This window comes from Bradyrhizobium sp. RDI18, from assembly GCF_043203335.1.
GTDB classification, from domain to species: domain Bacteria; phylum Pseudomonadota; class Alphaproteobacteria; order Rhizobiales; family Xanthobacteraceae; genus Bradyrhizobium; species Bradyrhizobium retamae.
Genome location: NZ_JBICRN010000006.1, coordinates 248096 through 264219 on the forward strand (window position 1 = coordinate 248096; position 16124 = coordinate 264219).

17 protein-coding genes and 3 pseudogenes are annotated in these 16124 nt (G+C 61.8%); 13 read left to right on the forward strand and 7 right to left on the reverse strand.

Going from position 1 to position 16124, the window contains the following annotated elements:
* Positions 1–6: 6 nt before the first annotated feature.
* The 4 genes from ACFXS9_RS02060 to ACFXS9_RS02075 form a co-directional block, all read right to left on the reverse strand.
* Positions 7–1272: an ABC transporter substrate-binding protein gene (locus ACFXS9_RS02060; RefSeq protein WP_392684572.1), complete on the reverse strand. Its 1266-nt coding sequence runs from the start codon at positions 1270–1272 to the stop codon at positions 7–9.
* Between the two features lie 332 nt (positions 1273–1604).
* A complete protein-coding gene (locus tag ACFXS9_RS02065) occupies positions 1605–1994 on the reverse strand; it encodes a nuclear transport factor 2 family protein (protein ID WP_392684575.1) in 390 nt (129 codons plus the stop codon).
* A gap of 14 nt (positions 1995–2008) precedes the next feature.
* Positions 2009–2806: a MoaF C-terminal domain-containing protein gene (locus tag ACFXS9_RS02070; protein ID WP_392684578.1), complete on the reverse strand. Its 798-nt coding sequence runs from the start codon at positions 2804–2806 to the stop codon at positions 2009–2011.
* Positions 2807–2821: 15 nt separating this feature from the next.
* Positions 2822–3610 (reverse strand): SDR family NAD(P)-dependent oxidoreductase, encoded by a 789-nt coding sequence (locus ACFXS9_RS02075; protein ID WP_392684581.1) that lies wholly within the window; start codon positions 3608–3610, stop codon positions 2822–2824.
* A 246-nt stretch (positions 3611–3856) separates the two neighbouring features.
* Here ACFXS9_RS02075 and ACFXS9_RS02080 point away from each other — a divergent pair, with 246 nt between their 5' ends.
* The 7 genes from ACFXS9_RS02080 (at position 3857) to ACFXS9_RS02110 (ending at position 9841) form a co-directional block, all read left to right on the forward strand.
* Entirely contained in the window at positions 3857–4615 is a 759-nt protein-coding gene (locus tag ACFXS9_RS02080) for a LuxR C-terminal-related transcriptional regulator (protein WP_392684584.1), read from the forward strand.
* Between the two features lie 148 nt (positions 4616–4763).
* Positions 4764–5372, forward strand: a complete 609-nt coding sequence (locus ACFXS9_RS02085) for an ABC transporter substrate-binding protein (RefSeq protein WP_392684587.1) — start codon at positions 4764–4766, stop codon at positions 5370–5372.
* A gap of 29 nt (positions 5373–5401) precedes the next feature.
* Entirely contained in the window at positions 5402–5710 is a 309-nt protein-coding gene (locus tag ACFXS9_RS02090) for a hypothetical protein (RefSeq protein WP_392684590.1), read from the forward strand.
* Positions 5707–6507 carry an ABC transporter ATP-binding protein gene (locus tag ACFXS9_RS02095; protein WP_392684593.1) on the forward strand — a complete coding sequence of 267 codons (801 nt, stop codon included), beginning with the start codon at positions 5707–5709 and terminating at the stop codon, positions 6505–6507. The genes ACFXS9_RS02090 and ACFXS9_RS02095 overlap by 4 nt, the downstream gene beginning before the upstream one ends.
* A 67-nt stretch (positions 6508–6574) precedes the next feature.
* Positions 6575–7270: an ABC transporter permease gene (locus ACFXS9_RS02100; RefSeq protein ID WP_392687206.1), complete on the forward strand. Its 696-nt coding sequence runs from the start codon at positions 6575–6577 to the stop codon at positions 7268–7270.
* A complete protein-coding gene (locus ACFXS9_RS02105) occupies positions 7267–8079 on the forward strand; it encodes an ABC transporter permease (RefSeq protein WP_392684596.1) in 813 nt (270 codons plus the stop codon). Before ACFXS9_RS02100 ends, ACFXS9_RS02105 begins: the two co-directional genes overlap by 4 nt.
* Positions 8057–9841 carry an SDR family NAD(P)-dependent oxidoreductase gene (locus ACFXS9_RS02110; RefSeq protein WP_392684598.1) on the forward strand — a complete coding sequence of 595 codons (1785 nt, stop codon included), beginning with the start codon at positions 8057–8059 and terminating at the stop codon, positions 9839–9841. Before ACFXS9_RS02105 ends, ACFXS9_RS02110 begins: the two co-directional genes overlap by 23 nt.
* Positions 9842–9949: 108 nt before the next feature.
* On the opposite strand, the gene ACFXS9_RS02115 is transcribed toward ACFXS9_RS02110, so the two are convergent.
* Together ACFXS9_RS02115 and ACFXS9_RS02120 are read right to left on the reverse strand one after the other, a co-directional pair.
* Positions 9950–10849 (reverse strand): MBL fold metallo-hydrolase, encoded by a 900-nt coding sequence (locus ACFXS9_RS02115; protein ID WP_392684601.1) that lies wholly within the window; start codon positions 10847–10849, stop codon positions 9950–9952.
* 100 nt (positions 10850–10949) lie between these two features.
* Positions 10950–11583: pseudogene (locus ACFXS9_RS02120) on the reverse strand (DsbA family protein).
* A 119-nt stretch (positions 11584–11702) separates the two neighbouring features.
* On the opposite strand from ACFXS9_RS02120, the gene ACFXS9_RS02125 reads away from it, so the two are divergent.
* Positions 11703–12617, forward strand: a complete 915-nt coding sequence (locus tag ACFXS9_RS02125) for a LysR family transcriptional regulator (RefSeq protein WP_392684604.1) — start codon at positions 11703–11705, stop codon at positions 12615–12617.
* 141 nt (positions 12618–12758) lie between these two features.
* Here ACFXS9_RS02125 and ACFXS9_RS02130 read toward each other — a convergent pair whose 3' ends face one another.
* The gene (locus ACFXS9_RS02130) at positions 12759–13328 is read right to left on the reverse strand and encodes a homoprotocatechuate degradation operon regulator HpaR (protein WP_392684607.1); all 570 of its coding nucleotides are present in this window, start codon (positions 13326–13328) and stop codon (positions 12759–12761) included.
* 181 nt (positions 13329–13509) lie between these two features.
* Between ACFXS9_RS02130 and ACFXS9_RS02135 the strand changes: the two genes are divergently transcribed.
* The 5 genes and pseudogenes from ACFXS9_RS02135 (at position 13510) to ACFXS9_RS02155 (ending at position 16113) form a co-directional block, all read left to right on the forward strand.
* Positions 13510–14313 (forward strand): ABC transporter permease, encoded by an 804-nt coding sequence (locus ACFXS9_RS02135; RefSeq protein ID WP_392684609.1) that lies wholly within the window; start codon positions 13510–13512, stop codon positions 14311–14313.
* Positions 14310–14615: pseudogene (locus ACFXS9_RS02140) on the forward strand (ATP-binding cassette domain-containing protein); the annotation flags it as partial. The gene ACFXS9_RS02135 and the pseudogene ACFXS9_RS02140, both read left to right, overlap by 4 nt.
* A gap of 101 nt (positions 14616–14716) precedes the next feature.
* Positions 14717–14779: pseudogene (locus ACFXS9_RS02145) on the forward strand (hypothetical protein); the annotation flags it as partial.
* A 141-nt stretch (positions 14780–14920) separates the two neighbouring features.
* A complete protein-coding gene (locus ACFXS9_RS02150) occupies positions 14921–15127 on the forward strand; it encodes a hypothetical protein (RefSeq protein WP_392687342.1) in 207 nt (68 codons plus the stop codon).
* On the forward strand, positions 15124–16113 hold the full coding sequence (locus ACFXS9_RS02155) for an ABC transporter substrate-binding protein (RefSeq protein WP_392684612.1): 990 nt from the start codon (positions 15124–15126) through the stop codon (positions 16111–16113). The genes ACFXS9_RS02150 and ACFXS9_RS02155 overlap by 4 nt, the downstream gene beginning before the upstream one ends.
* The last annotated feature ends 11 nt before the right edge of the window (positions 16114–16124 follow it).

Genomic DNA, 16124 nt, shown 5'->3' on the forward strand with positions numbered 1-16124 from the left:
GGCGACTTACTTCGCCAGCCCGATCGTCTTCTCATAGGCACGCACGTCGTCGAGTTCGGGATCTTCCGACTCGATGCAGGCCGGCTTCGGCATCAGCTTGCCGTCCTTCACGAGCGAGACCGGCCCCGCATGGTTGGCGTTATGGCGGGGACCATCACCAACATACCAGGGCGAACAGAACATGTCGCTTTCGAAGCGTTTGACGCTGCGCAGGGCCGCCGTCACCGACTTTCGGTCGATCTTGGCGGAATCCATCTTCAGCAGAGTCTCCGCTGTAACGCGCGCTGCAAGATAGCCCGCCTGCGAGAACGTGTCGCGAGGATCGGACGCCTTGCCGTACTTCTCCATTACCGCGAGCCAGTTCTGCATATCTGGCGTTCCGGCGTCGGCGGCCTTCAGCTCCATATCGACCGTGACCTTGCCGTCCCAGTATTTGCCGATCGCACGGGGGAAGTCGAGATTGTAGAGCGATGCCGGGCCGGTAAAGCGCACCTTGTCGGCGAGCCCCTGCTCTTCCGCCGCCGCGAAGATCGGCACGGCAAGGCCCTTCGGCGTACCCACGCTGATCACGTCAGGCTTGAACGTCATCGCCTCAAGCACAATGGATGTGGCGTCCAGCGAACCCGGATCGAAGGTGATGATCTTGCCGTCACCGCCCTGCTTCTTGATCCAGGCGACCGCGCCGGTGCAGGACCATTCGCCGACATTTGGGATATTCGGCGCGATGCAGACGACCCGCTTGATCTTGCCCGGATAGGACTGTGCAACGTCCATCACTGCCTTGGTATTGCTGACCCGTGGACCGGCATTGGTCGGCGCGTAGTTCTTCTGGAAGAAGCAGTCGCGGGGAACGCCGACGCCGGCGATCACCATGATATCTTCCTTCTCGTAAATGCCCTGATTGGCGCCACAATCGACGAAGCTCATGTTGCCGACCAGGGCGACGGCCTTTTGGTCACGGATCAGCTTGGCCGCGACCTGCGACGATTGTTCGGGATTCCAGGCGTCGTCCTCGAGCAGATACCTGACGGGGCGGCCGTTCACGCCGCCATTGGCGTTGAGACATTTGAAATAGGCCGCCGCGGCCAGACCCGACGAGCTGAAATTGTCGGGCCCAGTGATGCTGACGATACCTCCGATGACGATCGGCTCGCCGGTAGCGGCACTCCCGGTGTTGGCGCCGCATTTGGGGTCTGCGGCATAGGCCGCTCCGGTCAGGAACGCCACCAACGTCCCCAAGATAGCGGCCAGAAACGTACGTCTCAAATTCATCTAGATTCCCTCCCCGTGACAACTCCCGCGCCAGCGGCGCGGCAATCTTCGGCGCTTCTCTTGACGGACTTCGCCGGAAGATCGGACGATAGCTCTGCCTCGTGAAACCCGTCTTGGACTCGGACGCGACCGCGCTAGGACGCAAACGCGCGACCTCAAGATTTGAGCGGCGCGGCTGCGACCGCTCCCCGCAGGCCCCTCATGATCTGCCAAAGCGTGGATGTAGGCTGCGACGACGCGAAACCGCGCCGGCTTGCTGTTCGTGTCTGTCAATGGGTCAAACGCGCGCTCAGTCGCGCCCGAGCCCAATCGGACTCAGACGTTCCGCTGCACTAGGCGATCGCCTCAGAGACGAGCTTCGTATCCGTGAATTGCTCAAATCGGACCACCTTCCCGTCCTCCATGTCCCAGACGTGAACCACACGAGCGCGCATTGATTTGCCGCTCTTCTTGTAGTTGCCTGAGTACGTGCCGATACCAACAATCGTCGCTCCGCCGTCGATGAGACGCTCAAGCGAGAACGTATAGTCGTTCCACTCTTCGCTAATCCGCTTGAACACGCCGGCAACGATCGCCTCAGCGCCGACATAAGTGCCGGCATAGGGAAATCCGGCCATTTCGGTCCATCTGGTTTGGCTGGTAATCGGCGCCATCATGCCGACGATGTCCTTGCTATCGGACGCAGCATAGTGAGCCTTGATAGCCTCGTAATTCTTGCTCATCTCGTTCTTCCCGATCAGACCGGCTCCCTGCCGCTCTCGTAGGTGGTCCGGGACTTCATTCGGATGAAGGCGCCGGCAGGCTTGTTCTCGATCGCGCCCTTGCTCGTCACGCCAAGGAACTTTCCCGTCGAGCGCATATCGTCGAAGTTGTAGAAGAAGATCGACGCGACAGGGATGATAAACTCACGGAAGCCGAACACATATTGGTTCTCGCCGAACTTGTATGTCGTTGCGAGATCGACATCGCCGTGGCCGCGCTGCACGCCAACCAGATTTTGCCACGCGTATCGCTGCGAACTCAGATAGACATGCTCGTAGACGTGCTGGGGGCTATATTCGTAGTGCGAGGTAAGACCTATCAGGTCCCTGGTCGGTGCCGGCTCAAGGCTGCCGGGCGAAACGGCTCCGTCCTCGAGAACCCCGGACATATACACTTGCGTCACGCGCGGCTCGCCGGGCGCCTCGGCGGCATCGCGCACGCGCTCCCGAACCGACAGGACACGGCGTGTCTTGACGTTGACAACGAAGGCTTCGTCCTCCGTCGGCCGGCTACTAAAAGTCAAGTTGACAAAAAACACGTCCGACGCGACCCGGATCGCTTCGTACCAGTCCGAGCCCGCCTCGCCACGTTCGTTCCACTCGACGTTGTTCGCTGAAGTGAATGACAGGCGGACGCCACGGCCATTCGCCAACGCGATGCTGAAACTCTGGCCGGTGAGCGCATCGGTCGCGGGCAGCCGGTTTGTCGCAATGCCTGCGGCGAAGTCGTCGAAATGCTTCCAGTCGGCAGGCCTATTCGCTTCTGCTTCCATGCCATCCTCCTCTGCTCAATCAGCAAAGGCGAGCGTCGGTAGGTCCACGACGGTGGCCCCGCCATCGACGGTCAAGATCGAACCGTTCATTGCCGAGGCCTCCGCCGATGCAACGAAACAGATGACGTTGGCGACTTCCTCGGGAGTCGCCGGGCGGCCGAGCGGCACATCCTTGGTGACTAGTTGATAAGCCTCTTCGATTGACGAGAGACCTCGCGCCTCGACCAACACCTGCATCTGTTCGTCTGCCATCGCTGTCGCCACCCAACCGGGGCAGACCGTATTGGTTCGGACGCCCTGGCGACCGTAGTCCCGTGCAAGCGATTTGCTGAGACCAATGCAGGCATGCTTCATCGTCACATATCCGGCCGCCTGAGGTCCGGCGAACAAGCCCGCGATCGAGGAGACGATGACAATAGCTCCCTTCCGTTCGATCAGATCAGGAAGACTTTCCCGCGCGCAAACGAAGGCCGTATCGAGATTCAGCCGGGTCGCAAGCGCCCACTCCTGATCGCTCATCGAGATTGTCGGCCCGATGCCATGCCCGCCGGCATTGGCAATCAGGATATCGACGGGACCGAACCGGCCATGGATCTCCTCGAGCGCACCGCGCACGGCCGCCCCATCGGCCGCATCTCCCTGCACCACGAAGCACCCGACCTGATCCGCGATCGCGTGCAGCGGCTCCCGACGGCGGCCCATGATCACCACATTCGCGCCCTCGGACACGAGGCGGCGCGCGACAGCGGCGCCAATCCCGGTTCCGCCGCCGGTAATGAGAGCGGTCTTTCCTGTGAACCTCATGTCTGCTGTTCAATCCCTCGTCTGTGCGCTTGCGAAGAATCGGTCGGGCGCTGAATGAGGCACCAGCCCGCGCCGGTGTTGCTCGCCGGCGGCTCACAGATAGGCCGGTGGGACCGGATCGTCTTGGACTCGGACGCAGCGACCATGGGACAGAAACGCACAGCGGCGCCGGTACGCTTCCAGCGTCTTGCCTCCGTCTGGACAGAGCGTGTTTAGCCGCTATTCTTGCCGCAGGGAGAGTAGCGAATGCACATCAGCGCGAGAAAACATCGCGTTTTGTCGGGAATCATTGAGCTGCTTTCGGCCGACTACGCTGACAGCCGCGATTTGCGACGCACGATTGGCGAATCGCTGCTCGATCTGCTCGATGCCGATCTATATGCGTCCTACGTTTGGAATCCGCAGCGACAGGCGTTTGAGCGCGGCGTCGCCATCAATATGGACCACTCCTACGTCGATAAATATCAGAATTACTTCCAGCACTGTCATGCCTCGACAACGCGACGGTGGATGCGACAGGGGGTTAGTCTGGTTAGTGCCATCATCCCTCATCGGGAGCTGGAGCGGACGGAGATCTACAACGACTTCCTGCGTCCATCGGGGCACTACTATGGCATCAACCTCTTCGCCTTCGACGGCCGCGACTCTATCGGCGACATCAGGATCTGGCGCAGGAACGGCCATCCCGATTTCGACCGGGACGAGGTCGGCTTGCTCAGCCTCATAACACCCGGATTCACTCAAGCACTAAAGCGCATTGAAACCCGCTCCGGGCAGCGGACCCCAACCCGCCCCGCGTCGGCCAGACTCTCGCCGCGAGAGGCCGAAGTCGCCGAACTGGCGGCACAAGGACTGGCGGACAAGGAGATTGCGCGACGGCTCGACGTGACGTTTGCGACTGTCCGCACACACCTGGACAATGCCTTCTCGAAGTTTGGGGTCCGTAACCGCACTCAGCTTGTCTCGCTGCTTCGCGGCTCTGACCGTTTCGGCACTCGCCAATAGCTGAGCCAGCTCGGCTGAAGGCATTGTCACCGAGTGACACCACAAGCCGCTCTCCTCGTTCCCAGCGATCGAGGGCTCCCCAATCTTGGGGAGGATGGCGCGCTGACGCGACGTGTTAGGCTGTCCGCAAACGCCGGGTAGACAAAAGATGTTGAAAGCTTTGTTGAGTGTGCGCCACGCCGCGTTGGCCGCGATCATTCTCGTGCTTGCGCCTGTCAACTTCGCTGCGGCGCAAAGCAAAATCACGATCGGCGTTCCTCCTGTGCCCGAATTCGTGCTGCCGATGATCGCCGTTGAGAAGGGGTATTTCAGGGATCACGGCATCGATGCGACCATCAAGATCATCCCTGGCGGGCAGTCGATGCCTGCGGCGCTTCAATCCGATTCGCTGCAAATCGCAGCTTTGAGCACGGCCTCTCTCATCCAGGTGACAGACAGCGGTCTCGACCTCGTTATTGTCTCCGGAGGTGCGATCGCTTCGGTCAACGACACGAACTACGGGATCGTCGCCGGCGCGGACTCCGGCATCCAGAAACCGGACGACTTCGTCGGCAAAAAGATCGGCACGCCGGGCATTGGCAGCTTCTTCCACATCATGGCGCGCGAATGGTTTCGCCGGAAGGGTGTCGACTGGCACAAGATCACCTTCGTCGAAAGCACGTTTCCGCAACTCGCCGACCTCCTGAAGGCGCGAACGGTGGACGCCGTGCTTTCAACCAATCCCTTTCTAAAGCGCGCCGCCGCACCCGGCATATAGGTGGAAAGGTCTTCTACATCGCAGGGGACTTGCCCGACCGGCTGCCGCCGTTCGTGTATGCCAGCAGCAGAGCCTGGGCGAACGCCCATCGTGAGGCGGCTGCCGGTTTCAAGCTCGCCATGGACAAGGCGATCGCGTTCGAGGATGGCGACTTGCCGGCGACGCTCGAGATTTTCGGCAAGTACGTGAAGATGCCGCCCGACGTGTTGAAGACGCTGACCATCAACAAGCTTGATACGAACGTGACACCGCAGCAGGTCCAGCTCTGGGTGGACATGATGGAAAAGCAGGACATGCTGCGGAACTTCAAGTCGACCGAAACGCTCTTCCTCAAATGAACCATGTCAGGTCCCGGATCGCGCCCGCCGTCGAGGCCTGCGCGCCTGCCATCGCGTTCGATGGCGTGCGGCTCGAGTTCGACGGAAAATGCGTGGTGGACGGCCTTTCATTGGACGTCGCTCCCGGCGAGTTCGCCTGTGTCGTCGGTCCCTCAGGCTGCGGCAAGACCACGCTACTGCGGCTCGTAACCGGCTTGCTCTCGCCGACCCAGGGAGAGGTTCGTCGCTTCGGTGCGCCGGTCGGCGGTCCGTCCCGCGATGTGGCAATCGTGTTCCAGGACTATGGCCGTGCCCTGCTGCCCTGGCGAACCGCTGCAGGGAACGTTGCCCTGGCATTCGAGGCGATGGGCACTCCACGTCAGGAGCGCGCCGCGCGCGTCGCCGAGTTGCTCGACAAGGTTGGCCTCGCCGGACATGTGGACAAGTATCCCGCTCAGCTATCCGGCGGCATGCAGCAGCGTGTGCAGATCGCGCGGTGCCTTGCCCAGGAACCGCGCGTTCTCCTCATGGACGAGCCATTTGGTGCACTCGATGCGCTCACCCGCCAAGCCCTGCAGGACGAGATCGCAAAGCTCGTCAAGGAGAGCGGAGCGACGGTCCTCTTTGTCACGCATGATCTCGACGAGGCCATTTACCTTGGCGACCGCGTCTTTGCGCTTCAGGCCAACCCTGGCCGACTGGCCGAGGTCATCGATGTCCGATTGCCGCGTCCCCGCGATCAACTTGGGACCCGCGAGCATCCCGAATTCCTCTGGCTCCGCCACGTTCTGTTCGACCATGTCCAGAAGACACATTGACCTGGTGGTTCATGCGCTTCCGGCCTGGCTGGTGCCATTCGCGGTGCTCGGCGCAATCGAGATCGCAATGCGCAGCACGGGGGTTCAGAGCGATGGCCTCGCGCTGCCAAGCCAGGTAGCGAGCGCCTTGTTCGCGTTGATCGCTGATGGCGAAATCTTTCTTCGCACGGCCGAAACCGTCGGCGCGATCGGTATAGGAGTTCCGGTCGGTGGAGCTCTGGGCCTTCTGGTAGGAGTTTGGCTTGGCCTCTCGCCAAGGGCGGCACAGCTCGCCTCGCTGTCGATCGAGCTGTTTCGCCCCATTCCGCCAGTTGCGATCATCCCTCTGATGCTGCTGATCTACGGTCTCGGCATCAGGATGGAAGCGGCGATTATCGCCTTCGCATGTTTCTGGCCGATGCTGCTGCTTACTCGCGATGCAGTGCTCGGCGTCGAGCCGCGGCTTATAGAAGTCGCCCGCATGATCGGTCTGCCGCGCCACAAACAAATCACCAAGATCGCCCTTCCGGCCGCAACTCCGCGCATTTTCACGGCGCTGCGACTGACCCTGGGCATAGCGCTGATCGTCGCGGTCACGACAGAAATTGCCGCCAACCCGATCGGTCTTGGGTATGCGATTATCTCGGCTGGGCTCAGCCTCCGTCCGGAGACGATGTACGCGTTCCTGATCTGGCTTGCGATCCTCGGCTGGCTGCTCAATGCCGGTTTGATTGCTCTGCATCACCGCCTGTTCGGCGCGGCTTACGGCGAGGTCGCGCCATGAGCACATGGTCTCTGCGGGTCGGCGCCGTGCTCGTGACCCTTTCGATTTTCCTGGCCTGGCAGGCGGTAACGGCGATCGGCTTGGTGCGGCCGATTTTCCTGCCCTCGCCGTCATCGACGTTCGTGAACCTCTGGCGGGGCCTTACGGGCGGTAACCTGCTCAACCTCACCTTCTCCACTCTGGAGCGGATGATCTATGGCTGGATGCTGGCATCACTCGGCGGGATCCTGCTCGGCGCTGTGATCGGGCTGTCGCCGCGGACGCGGTACTGGCTGACGCCGATGCTCGAGTTGCTGCGTCCGTTGCCTGCATCCACGCTTCTCCCGGTGGGCATTGCCTTGTTCGGCCTTCATCCGAGCATGCTGCTCGGCATCATTGCGTTTGGCGCGATCTGGCCTGTTCTCCTGCCCACCATTCATGGCTTCAGCGCGATCGAGCCGCGCCTGCGCGAAGTGGCGAGAAATCTCGGGATTGGGCCTCTTGCTTTCGCCATCAAGTTCGGCCTGCCGAACGCGCTGCCAGACGTGATCTCGGGGATGCGGTTATCGCTGACCGCCTGCCTGATCATTACCGTCGTCGGTGAAATGATCACCGCACAGCAGGGACTCGGCTCCACCATCATGCTGGCGGCACGCTCGTTCCGCAGCACCGACCTTTATGCCGGTATCATTCTGCTCGGCGTTGTCGGCGCCATCAACAACGGGCTGCTCGGCGCGATCGAGCGCGCCCTGTTGCCGTGGCGCACAGCACAAGGCCGAGCCTGCAAACTCTTGGAAGGAAAGCTCGATGAACAGAATGACCACCTTTGACCGCACGACGACCGCCGAGGAGGTGCTCGCCGACATCGATTTGTCCGGGAAGATCTATCTTGTGACTGGCGCATCATCCGGCCTCGGCCAGGAGACCGCTCGCGTGCTGGCCTCCCGCGGGGCAAAAATCATCATGGCCGTGCGCTCGCGCGACAAGGGGCAGCTCGCCGCCGACGCGATCAAGAGCGGTTTGCCCGACGCCCACCTTGACGTCCGCCTGGTCGATCTCGCCTCGCTTGCGAGCGTCCGGGCGTTTACCGACGGTGTTGCAGCCGCCTACAGTGGGCTGAACGGGATCGTCGCAAATGCCGGGGTGATGGCGATAGATTCCGCCCGGACAGCAGACGGATTCGAAATGCAGTTCGGTGCGAACCATCTTGGCCATTTCGTTCTCGTCAATCGGCTCGCGCCGCTTCTGACGGCGCGAGCGCCTTCGCGTGTTGTCGTACTGAGCTCGGGAGCGCACCGGCTGCATGACGTCGATCTTGACGACCCAAATTTTCACAATGAGCCGTATGATCGCTGGGATGCATACGGGCAGTCGAAATCGGCGAACGCCTTGTTCGCCGTGGCATTCGATCGCCGTCACAAGGATCATGGCGTTCGTGCATTCACGGTCGCGCCGGGGATCATCACGGATACCAACCTGCATTATCATCTGACGCAGGAGGATTTTGCGCCGCTGCGCCTTCGCCAGCCTGAGGTCGCCAATCTTCCGCGAAAGCCGCTGGCGGCCGGCGCCGCAACCATCGTTTGGGCGCTCGTACATCCTGATCTGGACGGGCAAGGCGGTCGCTTTCTAGAGGATTGCGGTTTCTCGGAGGTGAACCCCGATCCCCGCCTGCCCAATGGCATCATGCCGTGGGCTCTCGACGAGAATCACGCAGAAGACGTCTGGGCCTTGTCGGAGCGGTTGGTCGGCGAGAGCTTCGGTCCTCGTCGGTCTGGCCCGGCACACACGAATTCCGCCGCTCCGCCCTCCTCCGCTGCCGTCGCGAGCGGCCTTTCCGTCAACCGCCAACCGAGCACCAGCCGATTGCAGGGGCAGAGACTGGAGATCTCGCTGGAGACCGGGGACGAAGTCGTTCTCGAATTCCTTGCCGACGGAAGCGTGAATTGGGTGGGGCTGCCCGGCCACGTTTTGGAGAAAAGCGGCGCATGCCCGGTCGACGTTGTCGAAACCGCACCGGAGATCCTTCTGATCAGCGCCATGCTACCGTCCAAGTGCCGTCAGACCATGGCGATCGTGCTTGACTTCGCTTCTCACCACGCGCTGTTCGTCGGATCTCGTCTTGCGGATGACACGCGGCCATTCGAGCGGAAGACCCGAGTATCGCAACGTTTCACCAGGGGTATCCTCGGTGGAGCGCCAAGCGCCTCGCTGGCACCGCCACCGATGCCGACGCGCGATCTGATCGGCACCCGTGCGATCTATCGCTACAGCGAGGACACGGTCTACGAGCACATCTACCTCAACACCGGTTGGTACGCTTATCAATGCCTCAAAGGATTGCGCAGGGGCGATTGCGGCGCCGACGAGACCAGCTATTGGAAAATCAGGGATGGTGTTTACGTCGTGACGTGGCGGGAGGTGTTGATCGATCTCGCTGCGGTGTTCGTCTATGACATGGAAGCCCGCCGCAGCACCGGCTGCGCGTGGGGAACACCTGGCGGCATTCCCGAACCGCGACACATCCTGACGGGTGCGTTCTTTGAGAAGCTGCATGATGCCGGCTATCCGGCCGACATAGAGCTTGTTTGAAGACGCAGCGTTCGGGAAATGCAGGAAACAAGGAGAGCGCCGGTCGTGGCCGCTCTCCTCATCAGTCCCAATGTCTTGGTGAAGATCAGACCGAGATTGGCGCCCCTCTCAGCCCCACTTCATCTCGCCCTTGGCAACCTTGGAGCCGATGTCTAGGGCAACGCCCATGCCAAGATTGGGGAACCTGGACTCCATGGCGGCCTTCAGTGCCGCGGCATCCTTGGCCTTGGCCAATTCCTCCTCAAACGCGAGCAGATAAGCCTTCGTGTGCTGAACGCCCGAAAGATCGGTCGCCACACCCGGCGCCATATGACCCGCGACCACGACAGCCGGAGTGCGGGCGGCGATCTTGTCCAGGTTCGCGATCCACGCCGTGCGCTGTTCCTTCGTGGGAGTGTCGGCAGTCCAGACGTGAACGCCGGAGAACACCATGACGCCGCCGAAAACCCCCTTAAGCGAGGGCACCCAGAGATAGCGACGGTTTGCCAGGCCTTCAGCGGCGACGATCTCGACGGTCTCGCCGTCGACCGTCAAGGACGCGCCGTCGAACGGTTCAGGAAGCACGATGTCGGAGAGGGTCTGCGGACCGTTCTCCTTGAGTTGCGGTCCCCAAACGGCCAGCTTCTTCTCGACGTTGCCCTTGATCGCCTCGAGCGTCGCCGCTGCCGCGATCACCTTCACGCCCGGAAAGGCTTCACGAACCGGCTTCAGGCTAAAGTAGTAGTCCGGATCCGACTGGCTGATATAAATTGCGGTGAGCTTCTTGCCCGTCGCCTTGATCGCATCGGCCAGCGCGCGTCCATCCGGATAGCTGAAGCCGCCATCGATCAAGAGAGCTTCGCTCGGCCCGGACAGCAGCACCGGAGCCCGGAAGAATCCGTTAGGACCAGCCGGAAAGTGCTTCCAGCTCAGTTTGGTTTCGGCAGCGTGACCGAACTCAGCAGGGGCGAACACGGCTGCTGCGCCAGCCACCAGGGTCGTCTTCATGATATCTCTCCGTGTAGGCATGTTGGTCTCCGTTCAACTTTCGAAACAGGGCAATCTCTGCGTGAGAAGCTCGTCAGGACATTCCTCTCGGCGCGAAATCGGCATCAATGATGGGTGATGATCAGGCGGCCTTGAGCTGTGAAACGAGAAGATCGAAACGGCCGAACAAGAGATTGCCGGGCAGCAAATGCCGGCCGGCACCTTCTCCCACCAGCATGGCAGGAACGCCGGAAATGCCGAACCGCCGCATCTTGAGCTGCGCGGCGTCGATCGACCGGCGATAATCCTGCATCAATTGTTCGTCCGGCGTCCGCACCCGCTCGGCTGCGGCTGGCAGGCCAATCGACCTGAGGATCTCGCTCACTCCGGCCAAGCTGACATTGTCCCGACCATCCACATAGCGGGCTCGCTGGAGCGCCTTGAGCGCATCGAGCTCCCCTCGCCGGTTCAGTGACGCGCACCGCGATCACACCCAGCGTCGCCGGTGCGGAGTCGAACATGCCGCCGAGCCCGCCGAGGACTTCGGTTCGATAGGCTTCTGAAAACGGCTGGCCCGTTAGCCGCGCGATCCGCTGGTCGTTCTGCCAAGCGTAAGCTGCGAACTGGTCATTCATCGCGCGCGCTCCCTCGCCCGCGAACAGACCTGTCGGCATGGGTTCGACCGTCACGTCGCCGAGCTGCGTAAGGCCATCGAGCGCGGGGGCGGCGCCGTAGCACCATCCGCAAAGCGGATCAAAGAGATAGGTGATGCGCATGTCCGGCTCCGCTGGGCGATTTCGGTGGCGGCGGACATAGGCCAATTTCATTCGTTGATAAATGATCACCAATGCGACAGACTGTATGCCAAATGCATACAATAACTGGACGCCAAAGCATGGAATCGATCAATCTCAACCGCCTGGCCTACTTTGCGGCCGTCGTGGATGCAGCGTCCTTTACCCGGGCAGCCGATCGGCTTGGCATCACAAAGACGGTCGTCAGCCAACAGGTGGCCCGGCTCGAACGAGAGCTCAAGACCAGCCTGCTTGTGCGGACGACGCGGCGGGTCGAGCCGACCGAGGCCGGCCGTATGCTCCATGCGCGATGCATCATGATCTTGCGTGAAGCCGAGAATGCGTTCGCAGAGCTCGCCCAGACGAATGCAGAGCCGATGGGGCTCCTGCGGATCGCGGCGCCGAACGACTACGGGTCTTACATGCTGGCGCCGCTGGCGGCCGCATTCTCAAAAAAATTCCCCGCCTGCAGCGTCGACTTGATGCTGGCCGACTCCAGGATCGATCTTGTCGCGAACCAGATCGACCTTTCGATCCGCGTCGGCTGGCTCGATGACTCGGCCCTGCAAGCCAGACGCATTGGGAGCTTTCGACAATTGCTAGTGGCCGCGCCTGGTGTCGTGAGGAAACGCGCGGTGGCACGGCCTGTCGATCTGGCACCCCTCCCGTTCATTGCAAATGGCGCACTGAAGGAGCCGCTGCAATGGCAATTCACCAAGGACGATTTCGAGCGGCAGACCGTTCGCATGAACCAAACCCTGACCATCAATACAACGCCCGCAGTCATGGCGGCGACCATCGCCGGCGCCGGTCTCTCCGTGCTGCCAGATTTTTTGGTCGTGAATGAAATCAAGGCCGGGCGGCTGGTTCATATACTGCCCGCATGGATGCTCCCGGCCGGCGGTATTCACGCCGTTTATCCGGCCGCCCGCTTCCGCCCACCGAAAGTGACGGCGTTCGTTGCGATGCTGATGGAGGAACACAAGCGCACTTCACCAACCATGGGAAAAAGGTAGTACGAACACATCCTGCGCGATCGGTGTTGGCTGATCAGTCCTTTGTATGCTCCCCTTAACGGTGACTTCGTTCCATCGCCGGATCTCGGGCATGGGGAAAATCTTCATTTTTCCGGGGACAGCACCGAACGAAGCAAATGACTAAGGCAGGGAAAATCCCGTGAGCCGGCTTTCGACCGTCTGAAGCAACTCCAGCAACCGCACTACGCTCCCCTCGCCGATCCTCGCCTTGACGGCCTTCATGGCGCGTTCGATGTCGGCTGATGTCCGCGCGACGGCGCCTGCACCCCTGGCCGACAAGACGACGCGCGACAGCCGCGGATTGCGGTCGGACGAAACCAGCCGGATGAGTTCCATCTCCTCGAGGTCCTTCAGAATGCGAAGCAGACTAGGCATCAGCAAGGTGGCGCGGGAAGACAGCGTGGTCTTGTCGATCGGTACGGTGGAATCAAGCTTTCGCATCACGCGCCACTGCTGTTCGGTAAATCCGTGCGCACGCAGGATAGGCCGCATGTGAAACATGACGGCTTCGCGCGCGCGGAGAAGTGCAACAGGTAGCCCGGTCTCCAGCACGACCTCCTGCGTCTGGCCGCCGCGCCGCGCGCCTTCTGCATGTCCCGGCGCCCTTCGTTTCTCCTTCTTCTTCTGCGCAGCGCTCTTCCGCGCCGGTCGACGATCCGCCGCTTCACTTGTCTTCAACCGGGTCCGCATCCGCTGCCGTCCTTGTCCTCACCAGAATCAATTGTCGCCGGGGCGAGCCTATCTCATCGCCCGGCTTGACGCATCTACATAACATGTTAAGTTCATGATAAGTACAAGGCAGGCCCGCGAGCCTGCAGATCATGTCGGGAGGAATAATGGTCGGGCTTCGTTTCCAGGAGCCGGGTCTACGATGACAGACCGCGCGATGGAGGGCCTTGCGCCTCGGCCTGCCGGCCGCCCGGCGGCAATGGGCGACATCGGCGCGATGAGCGTCGTCGTGATCGCCATCCTCGTCACGATGCATGTCGTCAGCGGCTTCGTGCCCGACTACATCATGCCCTCTCCCGCCGCTGTTGCGAAAGCAGGCTGGAAGATCCTGACCGGCGACATGCTGCACGTGATGGCGACCGTGGGACGCCTGATGCTTGCCCTGCTGTTCTCGATGGTCGCCGGGGTCCTGATCGGACTCATCATGGGCGTATCGGCAAGCCTGCGCCCGTTCCTGCGCGCGCTCGTCGTGATCGACACCGGCATCCCGGCGCTGTCATGGATCCTGCTGGCCGTATTCTGGTTCAGGGATCCGGAGGTTCGAATCTTCTTCATCCTCACGATGATCCTTCTGCCCTTCTATGCGCTCAACACATACGACGGCATCCGCGCGCTCCCGAAGGATCTCGTCGACATGATCGAGAGCTTCCGGCCGTCACGCTGGCAGGTCGTGCGCTATCTGATCGCGCCGCACATCGTTCCCTATATTCTGCTGACGACAAAGACGGTCGTCGGCTATGCGACGCGAATGGTGATCTTCGCCGAGCTTGTGGCGGCAGCCGTCGGCATCGGCTCGCGCATGGGCCTGGCGCAATCCTCGTTCCACATCGACGAGGTGATGGCCTGGACCTTCCTTCTCGTCGTTCTCAACATGATCCTTCAGCTCATTGTGAGCGGAGTCGAGAAGATCGCGCTGAAGTGGCGGGCGGAGGCGGCAGTCCGATGAACGAACGGCCTACTCCCTCCATCTGCGCAGGCGTCGAGTCCGAGCCGGTCATTGCCCTCGACGGCATCGCCAAGAGCTTCGCGGGCGTCAAGGTGATCGACGACCTGAGCTTCCGGGTGCGGCGCGGCGAGATCGTGACGCTGCTTGGCCGCACCGGCGCCGGAAAGACGACCGTGCTCAATCTCGTCATGGGAACGCTCCAACCAGATGCCGGATCGGTGCGGGTGGCGGGCCGCGATCCCTTCCTCCAGTTCAAGGCGCTGCGCGGCCACATGGCGGTCAGCTTCCAGACCGACCGGCTGCTGCCGTGGCGGACCGCGGTCGAGAATGCCGAGCTCGGCCTCCTCATCCTCGGCAAGCCGAAGCGCGAAGCGAGGAAATCGCCGCGTCTTGGCTTGATCGGGTGGGATTGTCCGATGCCGAGAACCGCTACGTTCATGAGCTTTCCGGCGGCATGCGCCAGCGCGTTTCTCTCGCACGCGCACTCGCAGTCGACCCGGAACTCGTGCTTCTGGACGAATCCTTCAGCCAACTCGATCAAGTCACCTCTTCCGCCCTGCGGCGAGATTTTTGCAGCCTGGCACGACAATACGAGAAGACCTGCCTGATGGTGACGCACCGCATCGATGATGCCATCGAAATGGCTGACCGCGTCATCGTTCTCGGCGCGAAGGCACGCATTCGCCTGGAAGCCGCCGTGCCGTCCGCAAGTTGTATCGGGCAGGCCCGCGACAGGCTGCGCCACGACATCGAAGCGGCGCTCGGGCCGGATGATCCGGAGTCGATCAGCAAGAGCACGGGTGATAAACGATGATGCCGATTTCGAGGCGCAGATTCATCACGAGAGCAGGTACGCTTGCCGCGGCGGCGACATTGCCGGCACCTGCCATCCTTCATGCGCAAGAGCCGTTCACGGCAAAGTGGGCGACGGCGACGCCGGGGCTCACTGTCGCATTTTACGACTACATCCGGGACAACAAGCTCGACCAGAAGCACGGACTGCGTTTTCCGGAGCCCATCCTCAACACGTCGATCGCCACGCTGTTCAACGACTTCGTGGCCGGCTCCTACGAATTGATGATCGCAAGCTGGGATCCCTTCCTGACCCGCTATCAGGGCGGCGTACCGTGTCAGCTTCTCTGCACGCTGATGACCGCCGACATGATCGGCCTCGTTGCCACCGAGAAGGGGCCGCGATCTGTTGCCGATCTCAAGGGAAAGACGGTCGCCGCGCCGCTGCAATCGGGCGTGTACCGGATGACGCGCGCACTGATCAAGGAATTCGACAAGATCGACATCGAAAGCGCCGCGCAGGTGCAGAACGCGGACAATCCGGCGCAAGGCGTCACGCTCACAATCGCCGACCGGGCTGACGCTGCGGTGGCCTGGGAGCCGATGATCAGTTCAGGGATCGCGCGGCGAGCCGACCTCGGCGTCATCTACAATGTGGGCGCGGTCTTCCGGGACAAGACTTCGCTCGATCTGCCGTACTTCTGCGTCAACGCTCGCAAGGAGCTGCTTGATCGAACGCCCGGACTTTCGTCCCGACTCAACGCGATGTTCGGCGAATGTGTTGCCGGACTTGAAGCCAACTTCGAAGAGATCGCTGACAAGTACGCTCCCCGCACGCAGATCGAGGCCGAACCGCTGAAAGCGGCCAAGAAAGCCGGGCGTCTCCGCTTCAAGTTCGCCGCAGCCTCCGATCCGGCGACGCAGAAGACCATCACGATGGCTTCCGAGATCCTGGCGCGGCAGGGCGTGCTGGCGCGCCCGGCGGACGCGGGCTTCTTTGCAACCTGAGGAATGAACTG